Origin of the sequence: Glutamicibacter sp. JL.03c, assembly GCF_025854375.1 — a bacterium.
In the GTDB taxonomy this organism is placed as follows: domain Bacteria; phylum Actinomycetota; class Actinomycetes; order Actinomycetales; family Micrococcaceae; genus Glutamicibacter.
In genome coordinates this window covers 1,933,697-1,946,137 of record NZ_CP107575.1, presented here as the reverse complement: position 1 = coordinate 1,946,137, position 12,441 = coordinate 1,933,697, and the positions used below count along the sequence as shown (strand labels likewise).

The following is a 12,441-nucleotide window of genomic DNA, read 5'->3' as shown; positions in this document are numbered from 1 at the left end:
GAACATTGGTCCATGGCAAGCGATGTATTGATTTTTGACGATGCTAATTCCGTAAGTGATCTTGTGAACTTCATTAGTCGGGCAAAAACTATAGAAGATGATGCAGCACTCTTTGTTGCGAGGGGGACCGCGCTAGCTGTTTACGTACCGGTATTAGTTCCTGCTGAACTCGGTCAAGGACAATACACGATACTGGGCATGAGGGTGCATCGCCTGGCCCAGCCGGCAGAAGTCAATGCGAGCTTTTCGATGTCGTCGATTCAAGATCGTTTAGCCCGCATGGGGGAGTTCTCAGTTGAATTCGCTCTGCCACCAGTAGAAGCTACTGCACGCTGGGCTGGTATTTCTGTCCCAATGTCAGGATGGGAAGAAGCAGGAGTTATTTCGGACCAGGCGTTGTCATCGGCAGCACAAACTGGCATCGATGCGGTGGCACAGGCTTTGCCTGAAAACCCTGGAAAACCAGTCATCACTCAGATCCGTCAACGTATTTGGTCCTCGGCAATGGACGATCAGAGTCCGGGGCTACCTATGGGTGCAGCTTTTGCCATGCATGCCCTCGGATTCCTGTCCCATGACGGCGAAAGCAGGATTCTTAAGCAGGGTTCCTGGCACAGGGTAAGCAATGGCCGAGGCCACGCTCTTTTGCGACAGTCCTCATTGCTTGGGTGAGTACCATTTAGAACTGATTGGCTGAAACCTCTTGAGGTTCCAGCCAATCACCTTACGGGGCGCTTAATCCGGGGTATTGAGCATGGAATGAGCCGCACGCTCGAAATAATCCCTGAGGGTTTCGGCCTGCAGCGGTGGAAGCTCCAGCTGATCGATGGCCTTGTTCATATGGCCAAGCCATACGTCGCGGTAGTGCGAATTCACGGTGAAGTTGCCGTGCCGCATCCGCAGCCTGGGGTGGCCGCGATGCTCTGAATAGGTAGTTGGTCCGCCCCAGTACTGCTCAAGAAATAATTGCAGCCTGACTTGTGCCGGGTGAAGGTCCTTTTCCGGGTACATGGCGCGAAAATCCTGGTCCTCGGCGACTGAATCATAAAAGTTCTTAGTCAGCTTCGCGAAGACTTCACGGCCGCCAACCTCGTGGTAAAACGTCCCCGGGTACTGCGATGCATCGACCGGCTCATTGGCAAGATCCAGGAATTCTTGGCTGGATGGGCCCAGGACGAGAGGCTTGCTGAACGGATCCTGCCTGACGCTATGCGGGATCTGCGGGTGTTCACTCATTATTGTTTCCTCGGGAATGATTCGGAAGGACTGGTTCATGAAGGACTGGGAAGTTCACGGATCTGGCGATGAAGCATACCTTGTTCGCCTCTGCATGAAGAGAGTCGGCAAGCTCACGTTGGGTTTCGTCCGCCAAGCTTACAGAAGGATGCAGAACCACCTGAACGAACTCTCCGCTATTGTCGCGGTTCAGCCGGAGCAGACCATCGGCTGAATCGCGGTAGCCGTTTACTGTGAGTCCGTGGTTCACTGCCAAATGCAGATAGGACAGCATATGGCACTGGCTCAGTGCCGCAAGCAATAGCTGCTCCGGGTTCCAGCGATCTTTGTCGCCATGGAAGGTGGGATCAGCGGTGCCCGGTAGATCCGGCAATCCAGTGGAACGCACCACGTGGTCCCGACCGTAACCACGGTAGCTGTCGGTCCCCGTGCCCCGGTTGCCTGTCCACTCCAAACTGATGTGATACTCATGCCGTGACAGATCCATAGCCTTATTCTTGCATCTTTAAACCGTTAGGGCGCACCCGGCAGAGTGATCTGCTCACGGGTGCGCCCCAATGTTCGCCGTGCCGGCTATGGCCTTGGACTAGGCATCAGCACGTCGTGCTGCCAGCGCACGTCGGACGTCCGCGGCCGATTCGGTCAACAAGCGACGAAGCGCGGGGTGCTTCTCACCGAGTGATCCAAGGAATGCCTCGGTCTGGTCCAAGGTCCGTTGGGAGACCTGTGAGCTCGGGTAGAAGCCGAGCACAATCTGCTTTGCCATTTCGTGGGAGAAAGTCTCCCACGACTTGATCAGCAGCCCGAAGTACTTTTCGGTGTAATCCGAGATCAGCGATGCGTCGTGCACATTGTTGAATCCGGCAATGATTGCGCTTTGCTGGTCATTGGACAGGGTGGCGGACGTGGCCGCTTCGAAGGCCTCGTTCTTGGCGGCAGGTGTAGGTCGCGAGGCGCGGGCGGTGTACCAGGAGGCTTTGCCCTTGGCAGTATCGTCGTTCATCAACACGGCATCGATCTGTTCATCTGAAAGACGGCCGCCAGCGCTGAGCGCAATTGCCAAAGACCAACGGAGGTCGGTGTCGATGGCCAAACCATCCAGCGATTGCGTTCCGTCAAAGAGGGCCTGAACGCGATCCAGCTGTTCAGCGGTGCGTGAACGATGCGCGAAGGCCTTCGCCAGCTGCAGCTGGGCGTCGGAACCGGCCTGCGCCTCGTTGGCCAATTGCCAAAGCCGGTCCGCTGCCTGAACTGACAGATCGGCGCTGTGCTCGGAGGCAACGTAATTATCCAGCGAGGTGTTGAGCTGACGCAGAAGGACCATGATGACCGTCGAATCGGCCTCGTAGCCTATATTGTTCAGCAGCAGCTGAACGTAGATGCGAGCTGGTGCCTCGGCGTCGCGCACGGAGTCCCAGGCTGCCGACCAAACCAAAGTCCGAGGCAGGGATTCCTCGAAGTCCTTGAGGTGCTCGGTGGCGGTTGCCAGGGAGAGTTCATCCAGGCGGATCTTGGCATAGGTCAGATCGTCGTCATTGAGCAAGACGAGGTCCGGGCGCTGCAGGCCTGACAAGGCATCCACTGCAGTCGCCTCGCCCGAGATATCCAGCTCTTCGCGGTGCACTCGCTTCAACGCTCCTGCTTCATCAAGGCTGTAGAAGCCTACGGCAAGGCGATGCTGGCGAATCGTCGGGTACTCATCAATCGCTGTCTGGCGGATGGTGAATGAGGTGATGGCTCCAGATGCGTCCGTGTCGATGTCTGCCGTCAGGGTATTAACGCCGGACGTCTCAAGCCACTGCGCGCCCCAATCGCTAAGATCACGGCCGCTGGATGCCTCCAGTTCATTGAGCAAGTCCGGCAGCTCTGTGTTGGACCATGAATGCTTGGCAAAGTATTCGCGCACGCCGGCCATGAATTCTTCCTGGCCAACAAATGCAACCAGCTGCCGGAGCACGCTGGCGCCCTTGGCATAGGTAATGCCGTCGAAATTGACCTCGACGTCTTCGAGATCATTGATCGGGGCAACGATGGGGTGCGTCGAAGGCAGCTGGTCTTGGCGGTAGGCCCAGTTTTTCTCCAGCGTGTTGAAGGTTGTCCAGGCGCTGGTGAATTCGGTGTTCTGGGCTGCGGCCAGGGTGGACATGAACTCAGCGAATGATTCATTCAGCCACAGGTCGTTCCACCACTTCATCGTCACCAGATCGCCAAACCACATATGTGCCAGTTCGTGCAGAATGGTGATGGCGCGGCGTTCGACCATGGCACCGGTTGGACGGGAACGGAACACGTACTCTTCGAGGAATGTCACAGCGCCAGCGTTCTCCATGGCGCCGGCATTAAATTCCGGAACGAAGAGCTGGTCGTACTTCTCGAATGGGTAGGGAGTACCGAAGTTCTTCTCATAGAACTCGAATCCCTGGCGGGTAATCGTCACGATGTTGTCGACGTCCAAGTATTCCATCATGGATGCTCGTGCAAAGACGCCCAGTTCGACGGTGCGGCCGCTGGAGGACACGAGCGAATCACGAGCGACTTGGTAGGGTCCTGCAATCAACGCGGTGATGTAGCAGGAGATGCGCTGGGTAGGGGCAAAGGCCCACGTCGCTGCCTCGCCGAGTTCTTCCGGCTCTGGGGTGGGTGCGTTGGAGATAACGTTCCAGTATTTTGGCGCAGTAACTGTGAACTGGAAGGAAGCTTTGAGGTCCGGCTGTTCGAACACTGCGAACATGCGGCGGCAGTCAGCGACTTCAAACTGGGTGTATAGGTAGACCTCTTGATCGACGGGGTCTACGAACCTGTGAAGGCCTTCGCCAGTGTTCATGTAGAGCGCGTCGGCGTCGATGGTCAAGACGTTATGGGCGGCTAGATTCGGCAGCTGGATGCGAATGCCGTCCGAGACCTCTGCTGGATCAAGTTCCAAGCCATTGAGATTGATGGAGCGGACCGAATCAGTTACAGCATCAATAAACGTGGAAGAACCCTCAGTTGCGCTGAAACGCACCGTAGTCTTCGACGAGAAGACACGTTCGCCCCGAGTAAGGTCCAGATTCACTTCATAGCTGTCGACGTTGAGCAGTTCGGCGCGAGTCGAAGCCTCGGCGCGAGTGAGGTTCATTCCTGGCATGGGGTCTCCAGTTCTTCATGAGGGTTACATCCGTGGCAGTTATGAAACGGATATTGAATATTTGTATATTGTGTCACTGGCAACGGGGTGTAAAGCAAGTCATCTCAGAGATCAATTTACTCAATTTTTGGATTTCGGCCGAAAGCAAGGCACTTTGGGTCCACCGCACGGGACTTAGGCGTAAAAATTCAGCCAGCGCAGCGCTATATTGCAACTGCGTCAGTTGAGATCGCTAAGCTAGATGAGGAAGTATTTGACCCCTCCCAGATAAAAGAGGCTACAGATTATGCGCGTGCATATCGCCACTGACCATGCCGGACTTGAACTGAGTGATTACTTGGTGAAGCACTTGACCGCCAAGGGCTACGAAATGATCAACCATGGTCCGCAGGCCTACGATCCGGAAGACGACTACCCTGCATTCTGCATCAATGCAGCCAAAGCTGTAGTTGAAGATCGGCGGGCAGGACTGGACTCGCTGGGTATTGTTCTCGGCGGATCGGGTAACGGCGAGCAGATTGCCGCCAACAAGGTCGAAGGCATTCGTGCCGCACTGGCTTGGAACCTTAATACTGCGAAGCTTGCTCGTGAGCATAACGATGCCAATGTCATTGCCGTGGGTGGTCGCCAGCACTCGGTTGAGGAAGCCGCGGAGCTTATCGAAGCCTTCCTGGCGGAACCATTCAGTGATGCAGAGCGTCACGCTCGCCGCATCGGGAAGATCGCAACTTACGAAACCACTGGCGAAGTTATCGACTAGTCGTGCCAGAAGGACATTCCCTTCACCGCTTGGCCCGCCAGATTGACGATGTCTTTGGCGGGCAAAGGGTGCAGGTTTCATCGCCGCAAGGAAGGTTCAGTGCCGGCGCTGCTCGTATTGATGGGCAGCAACTTGAGCAGTCCTTCGCGAAGGGCAAGCAACTTTTTTGCCGGTTCTCCAACGATTTGTACCTCCGCGTGCATCTTGGGTTATACGGGGCGTTTAGCTTCGGTGGAGACCGGCATTTTTCTGGCGCCTCGTCGATCGGGGCCCCGCGCAAGATCGGCGAAAGAGAAGTAACTGCTGAAGCAGAGCATGAACTGTACGCAGGGCCCCCGGATCCAGTTGGTGCCGTTCGCGCCCGCATAGTCTCAGAACACGGTTGGGCCGATTTGCGCGGCCCCACCGCCTGCGAAGTGCTGGACTACAGCCAGGTGCAAATACATCTGGGCAAGTTAGGGCCAGATCCACTAGCCAGCGCAGCGCAGGTCTTTTACGGCATGAAGTCCAAGGCTGACTTTGGTGATGCTGCGGACACGGTCGAAGCCGGGTACGAGCAGTTCCGCATGAATCTGTCCCGTACCAAGGCTGCCATTGGGGTTGCATTAATGAATCAGAATGTGATCAGCGGTGTTGGCAACATCTACCGTGCCGAGGCATTGTTTCGCAATAGAGTTTCGCCTGAACTTCCTGCAAATCAACTATCGGCGCGAAGAGTTCGACAACTTTGGTTGGATATTGTCTCTGTCATGGAAGACGGAGTCCGGGATGGAAAAATCATCACTACTCGCACTGAAGACCGGCAGCCAGGGCTGCCGTTGTGGCCAGATAACGCATATTACGTATACCAGCGCCAAGGATTGAGGTGCCGTCGTTGCGCAGGAATAATTTCGATGGCCGAAATTGCGGCCAGAAAACTCTATTGGTGCCCTAGATGCCAGAAAATGCCGCGCGCAAAATGAATAAGTTGGGGCCGAACGTCGCAAATGAGATCAGAAGAATACATTTCCCCTGAATTCTCCGGCGTGTATAGCTTTGAGTTGCCCTATCTAAATGCTAATCAAGAGGCTCCAAGTGAGGCTGGGAATGGCCGATTTGCAAAGCGCATCTTTTATGGTCTAGACTCGATCTTGTTCGAAGCGCAGATGCTTCGAAATGGGGATGTAGCTTAATGGTAAAGCCTCAGTCTTCCAAACTGATTACGCGGGTTCGATTCCCGTCATCCCCTCCAAAGAAAGACCCCGTAGAGATACGGGGTCTTTTGCTGTTCGTGCGAATCTCGGATCTGGTGGCGAGCCCACCCGCAGTGCCGAAAGTGCCGGCGCATCAATTGCGAACTTCGGTCGTTTGCGCACTGGGAATCTCGCCGTGGTTGTAGGGTCTTGGCGCCTGGCAGGGCGCTCCATGGGGTTCAAGTCTTTCGGGATCTGCGGTCAAATCTGAGGCCGCAGCTGGAAAGTTCCTGTTATTCAACTCACTTATCTCAGCAAACCGTCCCAAATCAACCTTGTGATTACCGGAAATTCAAGAGATTTGACCCTCTGCGGGCCACGACATGGTGGAGGTTCGATTTTGCTTTTGGTTCGAACACGTGTAACTTAGTTTCTTGTGATCAGCACGGGAAACAATTGATTCCCGGGTTGAACGCGGGACGGAATGTCCAGATGAAGTAAGGTTTTACGAACTTCATCGGGGTGTAGCTCAGCTTGGCTAGAGCGCGCGCTTTGGGAGCGTGAGGTCGCAGGTTCGAATCCTGTCACCCCGACTTTATGGAAGAATTGAAATTCAGCCATATTTTGAATCCGAGGAATTGGGTTCACTGAATCAGGGTATTAGCAAATTTCCTGATTCATCAACTAACGGTTAGGCATTGTCTGATGCGAAAGCACAGTGCGGCTGACTAATCGGGGTGTAGCTCAGCTTGGCTAGAGCGCGCGCTTTGGGAGCGTGAGGTCGCAGGTTCGAATCCTGTCACCCCGACTTTGTGTGAGGGAATCCTTGAATTCTTGATCATGAATATTGAGAGCTAAATATTATTTAGATCTTGTGATCACTAAAAACTGTCAAAGGTAACTAGTAAGCATCACAAACGATTAGTGGATACAGGATGACTCGGGTTAGACTGTTCACTGCTAATCGGGGTGTAGCTCAGCTTGGCTAGAGCGCGCGCTTTGGGAGCGTGAGGTCGCAGGTTCGAATCCTGTCACCCCGACTCTGTCGAACAACCCCGCAACGCCACCATGTTGCGGGGTTTTTTGCAGATTAGACCTAATATTAAACAACTCAGGAGTACAACGCTGTGAAGAGCGCCGTCGAAAACGTCAACCCGACCCGGGTTAAGCTGACCGTTGAAGTTCCTTACGAGGAACTGAAGCCCCGCGTCGATGAGGCGTACAAGACCATCGCTCAGCAGATTCAGATCCCAGGCTTCCGTAAGGGCAAAGTTCCTTCCCGCTTGATCGATCAGCGCGTTGGCCGTGGCTACGTCATCGAGACCGCAGTAAACGAAGGTCTGAACGAGTACTACCAGCAGGCCATGGTCGAGAATGAACTCACCCCACTGTCCCGCCCAGAGGTCGACATCACCGAGCTGCCTTCGATCGAGAAGGAAGGCGAAGGCCAGCTGGTCTTCACCCTCGAGGTTGACATCCGTCCGAAGGTTGAGCTGCCGGACTACAAGGGCCTCGAAGTTTCTGTTGAAGCCAAGGAAGTTGCTGACGAGGACATCGAGAAGGCTCTCGACGACCTACGTGGCCGCTTCGGCACCCTGAAGGAAGTTGAAGCTCCAGCAGCTGCCGATTCCTTCGTTACCATTGACCTCACCGCTTCGGTTGACGGCGAAGAAGTAGACTCCGCACAAGGCCTGTCCTACCAGATCGGTTCCGGCAATATGCTTGAAGGCATGGACGAGGCTGTTACCGGCCTGTCCGCTGGCGAAGACGCGACCTTCGAAACCACCCTGGCCGGCGGCGAGCACGCCGGCAAGGCAGCAACTGTAAAGGTCGTTATCAACGCCGTCAAGCAGCGCGAACTGCCAGAAGCAAATGATGACTTCGCACAGCTTGCTTCGGAATTCGACACCATTGCTGAACTGCGCGAAAACCTGGCCAAGGACGCTGCAGAGGGCAAGATCGTCGAGCAGGGCGTAGAAGCCCGCGAATTGGTTCTGGACAAGCTGGTTGAACTGGTAGAGGTTCCAGTTCCTGCTTCGGTCATCGACGAGCAGATCGAGCAGCACTTCAATGCCCCAGACGCTGAAGATGATCACGACACCGAAGAGCACCGTGCAGAGGTTCGCGAGAACACCGAGCGTGCCTTCAAGAACGAAATCATCCTGGATGCTGTGGCAGACGCTGAGGAAGTTGGCGTTGAGCAGTCCGAACTGATCGACTACATCGTTCAGACCGCCGGCCAGTACGGCATGGAGCCAAACCAGTTCGCGCAGATGCTGGACGGCGCCGGCCAGGTTCCAATGCTCATGGGCGAGGTTCGCCGCCGCAAGGCACTGGCAAAGGTTCTTGAATTCGCAACCGTCACCGATTCCAACGGTGCCGCTGTTGACCTGACTTCCTTCGTGAAGCCAGCGGGCGAAGAAGAAGCCGCTGAAGTTGAAGCTGAAGAAGCTAAGTAGTCTTTTCGAGACTCTGATGGCCATTGGCTGCCTTGAAAAAGGCGGCCAATGGCCATTTTTGTTCGCTGCCGGCGTGCATCATGCGCCGTGAGCGAAACAAGGGCATGAAACGCCCCATGAAAGCCTTGAAGTAAGTAATCTCAAAGTAACCAGTTGCAGCTTTGGGATTAGAAACAGAAATTCCAGAATCTGATCTACACGTTTGGAAGAGGTAGAGAACATGTCAAATGATTCGCGCACTCCTACTATGGCAGCCGTCGATCCGGCCAGCCGTGATGACTACATCTACAACCGCTTGCTCAAGGAGCGCATCATCTGGCTGGGCTCCGAAGTCCGCGACGACAATGCGAACGCAATTTGCTCGCAGTTGCTCCTGCTCTCGGCAGAAGACCCTGAGAAGGACATCTACCTGTACATCAACTCGCCGGGCGGTTCGATCACTGCAGGCATGGCCATCTACGACACGATGAACTTCATCCCGAATGACGTTGTTACCGTGGCCACCGGCCTTGCTGCATCGATGGGGCAGTTCCTGCTTTCCTCGGGCACCCCGGGCAAGCGCTTCGCGACTCCGAATGCACGCATCCTAATGCACCAGCCTTCGGGGGGCATCGGCGGTACCGCTTCGGACATCAAGATCCAGGCTGAGCTGATCATGCACATGAAGAAGGTCATGAGCGACCTGACCGCTGAGCAGACCGGACAGACTGTTGAGCAGATCCTGATCGATAACCAGCGTGACAAGTGGTTCACCGCAGAAGAGGGCCTTGCCTACGGCTTCTTCGACCAGATCGCAAAGCACGCCGGTTCAGTCACCGGTGGTGGCGGCGTAGAGCGTCAGTAGTCGAACTCACCACTTGATTCCCAAAGATTTGTCCTAGGAGAAAACCATGAACTTCAATCCTGAAGCTGTCGCCGGCCAGATGCCATCGGCCCGCTACATTCTTCCTCAGTTCGAGGAGCGCACCCCTTATGGGTTCAAACGCCAGGATCCGTACGCCAAGCTGTTCGAGGATCGCATTATCTTCCTCGGCGCTCAGGTAGACGATGCCTCGGCTGATGACGTTATGGCCCAGCTGCTGGTCCTTGAATCCATGGACCCGGAACGCGATGTCACCCTGTACATCAACTCGCCAGGTGGTTCGTTCACTGCGATGACTGCAATATACGACACGATACAGTTCATTCGTCCGGAAGTTCAGACCGTGTGCTTGGGTCAGGCAGCATCGGCCGCTGCAGTCCTGTTGGCCGCTGGTACACCGGGCAAGCGTTTGGCACTGCCTAACGCTCGTGTGCTGATCCACCAGCCAGCAATGGGTGGCGGCGAACGCGGTACCGCGACCGACCTGCAGATCCAGGCTGAAGAAGTCATGCGCATGCGCGGCTGGCTGGAAGAAACTCTGGCTTCGCATTCGGAACAGCCCGTAGAGAAGGTTCGTGACGACGTGGAGCGCGACCTGTTCATGACCGCAGCTGAAGCAAAGGCCTACGGAATCGTCGATGAAGTATTGACGCCACGTAAGCTGAACCGGGCGCAGCTGGGCAGCTAGCTCTTTTTCGGAATAATCTCCGATGAATGGCGGTTTACCAAGTGATCGCACTTCACGAACGTGAAGTGGCGCAACGCAGGTAAACCGCCATATTCATCTAATTTGGGGGACAACTAGCCTAGAATTGAGTAAGTCCACAGCTACTCAATTAAATAGGAGAATGGTGCGATGGGACGCATGGGTGAAGGCTCGGATCTGCTGAAATGCTCTTTCTGCGGGAAGAGTCAAAAGCAGGTTAAGAAGCTAATTGCAGGCCATGGTGTCTACATTTGTACCGAGTGCATTGAGCTTTGCAATGAAATCATTGCCGAGGAGTTCGCTGAAGAGCAGGTGCACGAAGAATTTTCGCTGGCCAAGCCACGAGAGATCTTTGATTCGTTGCAGGAATACGTCATTGGCCAGGAGAACGCCAAGCGCGCCCTATCCGTAGCGGTCTACAACCACTACAAGCGCATCCACGGAAACCAGGACCACGGGCCAGTGGCCGCTTTGACGAATGATGACCCCCTGGGTGAAGTGGAAGTCTCAAAGTCGAACATCATGCTAATTGGCCCGACTGGCTGCGGTAAGACTTACCTGGCGCAGTCATTGGCCAAAAAGCTCAACGTACCTTTCGCCGTAGCTGACGCGACTAGCCTGACCGAGGCCGGCTATGTAGGCGAAGACGTCGAGAACATCCTGCTCAAGCTGTTGCAGGCAGCAGACTATGACGTTAAGAAGGCCGAAACCGGCATCATCTACATCGATGAAATCGACAAGATTTCGCGCAAGAGCGAGAACCCATCGATTACTCGTGACGTTTCGGGTGAAGGCGTACAGCAGGCTTTGCTGAAAATCCTTGAAGGAACGGTGGCTGCTGTTCCTCCGCAGGGTGGTCGCAAGCACCCGCATCAGGACTTCATACAGTTGGATACCACTAACATTCTCTTCATCGTGGCCGGAGCCTTCGCTGGCCTGGAAAAAATCATTTCCTCTCGCGCCGGACAAAAGGGTATCGGCTTCGGAGCTCCGCTGACTGCATTGAAGAGCGAGACGGCATCGTATTCGGACGTTCGTCCCGAAGACCTGTTGAAGTTCGGTTTGATTCCAGAATTCATTGGACGTCTTCCCGTGATCACCACGGTTGAACATCTGGACAAGGAAGCGCTGGTTCGAGTTTTGACCGAACCAAAGAATGCTTTGCTCAAGCAGTACCAGAAGATGTTCCAAATGGACGGGGTTGCACTGAGCTTCGACCAGTCGGCGCTCGATGCAGTCGCGGAATTGGCGATCGAACGCGAGACCGGTGCCCGCGGACTCCGTTCGATTCTCGAAGAGACACTCGGCGGAGTGATGTTCGATCTGCCAAGCCGAGAAGATGTCGCTGAAGTGGTGGTTACGCGTGCCACGGTCATCGACGGTGAAGAGCCTGCAATGCTGTCACACGCCATGGTCGCCAAACGCGACAAGAAGTCTGCCTAGACTGCATAAGATCAATAGTTTTAATTCGGTAAGGAAGTTGGTACATCATGGCCGAGCATCAGCACGTTGATTTCTGGTTCGATCCTATTTGCCCATTCGCCTGGGCCACGAGCCGATGGATCAAGGAAGTTGAGAAAGTGCGCGACATCGACGTTTCTTGGAACGTCATGAGCCTCTCTGTCCTCAACGAGGGCCGGGACTTGCCAGAAGATTACCGTGCGATGATGGACTCGTCCTGGGGTCCAGTTCGCGTAGTCTTGAAGGCTGCCGAGCTGCACGGCGAAGATGTAATAGACAAGCTGTACACCGCAATGGGCGAATTGTTCCATTACGAGAAAATCTCCGACCGCGATGAAGTTATCAAGAAGGCGCTGGAGAAGACCGGGCTGCCCGTGGATCTCGCCGAAGCAGCGCATACGGATGCCAACGACGCGGCATTGCGCGCCAGCCACGAGACCGGCATCAGCAAAGTCGGCCAAGACGTTGGCACCCCGATTGTTGCTGTGGACGGCGTTGCCTTCTTCGGACCTGTGATTACCCGTGTTCCGACCGGCGAAGATGCAGGAAAGATGTTTGACGCGGCAGCGCAGCTAGCATCGTTCCCATACTTCTTTGAGATGAAGCGCACTCGCACTGAGAGCCCAACCTTCGACTAAATATCCCGTGGACTCGGTAC

11 protein-coding genes and 4 tRNA genes are annotated in these 12,441 nt (G+C 55.1%); 12 read left to right on the top strand and 3 right to left on the bottom strand.

Features of this window, described 5'->3' with window-relative positions; translation table 11 throughout:
- The first annotated feature begins 12 nt into the window (after nt 1-12).
- Nucleotides 13-672 carry a hypothetical protein gene (locus tag OF385_RS08965; RefSeq protein WP_264275082.1) on the top strand — a complete coding sequence of 220 codons (660 nt, stop codon included), beginning with the start codon at nt 13-15 and terminating at the stop codon, nt 670-672.
- Between the two features lie 63 nt (nt 673-735).
- Here OF385_RS08965 and OF385_RS08960 read toward each other — a convergent pair whose 3' ends face one another.
- From OF385_RS08960 to pepN, 3 genes are all read right to left on the bottom strand, one after another.
- The gene (locus tag OF385_RS08960) at nt 736-1,236 is read right to left on the bottom strand and encodes a globin (RefSeq protein WP_264275081.1); all 501 of its coding nucleotides are present in this window, start codon (nt 1,234-1,236) and stop codon (nt 736-738) included.
- Nucleotides 1,229-1,723 (bottom strand): OsmC family protein, encoded by a 495-nt coding sequence (locus OF385_RS08955; RefSeq protein WP_264275080.1) that lies wholly within the window; start codon nt 1,721-1,723, stop codon nt 1,229-1,231. The genes OF385_RS08960 and OF385_RS08955 overlap by 8 nt, the downstream gene beginning before the upstream one ends.
- 99 nt (nt 1,724-1,822) lie before the next feature.
- Entirely contained in the window at nt 1,823-4,363 is a 2,541-nt protein-coding gene (pepN, locus tag OF385_RS08950; RefSeq protein WP_264275079.1) for an aminopeptidase N, read from the bottom strand.
- Nucleotides 4,364-4,649: 286 nt separating this feature from the next.
- Between pepN and OF385_RS08945 the strand changes: the two genes are divergently transcribed.
- From OF385_RS08945 to OF385_RS08895, 11 genes are all read left to right on the top strand, one after another.
- Complete coding sequence (locus OF385_RS08945; RefSeq protein WP_264275078.1) at nt 4,650-5,123, top strand: ribose-5-phosphate isomerase; 474 nt, start codon at nt 4,650-4,652, stop codon at nt 5,121-5,123.
- Between the two features lie 2 nt (nt 5,124-5,125).
- Nucleotides 5,126-6,085: an Fpg/Nei family DNA glycosylase gene (locus tag OF385_RS08940; RefSeq protein ID WP_264275077.1), complete on the top strand. Its 960-nt coding sequence runs from the start codon at nt 5,126-5,128 to the stop codon at nt 6,083-6,085.
- Nucleotides 6,086-6,280: 195 nt separating this feature from the next.
- A tRNA-Gly gene (locus OF385_RS08935) sits at nt 6,281-6,354 on the top strand.
- Nucleotides 6,355-6,813: 459 nt separating this feature from the next.
- Nucleotides 6,814-6,888: transfer RNA gene (locus OF385_RS08930), tRNA-Pro, on the top strand.
- Between the two features lie 140 nt (nt 6,889-7,028).
- Nucleotides 7,029-7,103, top strand: a tRNA-Pro gene (locus OF385_RS08925).
- 157 nt (nt 7,104-7,260) lie between these two features.
- Nucleotides 7,261-7,335, top strand: a tRNA-Pro gene (locus OF385_RS08920).
- An 87-nt stretch (nt 7,336-7,422) separates the two neighbouring features.
- Nucleotides 7,423-8,754 (top strand): trigger factor, encoded by a 1,332-nt coding sequence (gene tig / locus OF385_RS08915; protein WP_255164459.1) that lies wholly within the window; start codon nt 7,423-7,425, stop codon nt 8,752-8,754.
- A 247-nt stretch (nt 8,755-9,001) separates the two neighbouring features.
- The gene (locus tag OF385_RS08910) at nt 9,002-9,598 is read left to right on the top strand and encodes an ATP-dependent Clp protease proteolytic subunit (RefSeq protein WP_028268560.1); all 597 of its coding nucleotides are present in this window, start codon (nt 9,002-9,004) and stop codon (nt 9,596-9,598) included.
- 46 nt (nt 9,599-9,644) lie between these two features.
- Nucleotides 9,645-10,304, top strand: a complete 660-nt coding sequence (locus tag OF385_RS08905; RefSeq protein ID WP_264275076.1) for an ATP-dependent Clp protease proteolytic subunit — start codon at nt 9,645-9,647, stop codon at nt 10,302-10,304.
- Nucleotides 10,305-10,472: 168 nt separating this feature from the next.
- Nucleotides 10,473-11,765 carry an ATP-dependent Clp protease ATP-binding subunit ClpX gene (gene clpX, locus OF385_RS08900; protein ID WP_264275075.1) on the top strand — a complete coding sequence of 431 codons (1,293 nt, stop codon included), beginning with the start codon at nt 10,473-10,475 and terminating at the stop codon, nt 11,763-11,765.
- Between the two features lie 47 nt (nt 11,766-11,812).
- A complete protein-coding gene (locus OF385_RS08895) occupies nt 11,813-12,421 on the top strand; it encodes a DsbA family protein (RefSeq protein WP_264275074.1) in 609 nt (202 codons plus the stop codon).
- Nucleotides 12,422-12,441 lie beyond the last annotated feature (20 nt).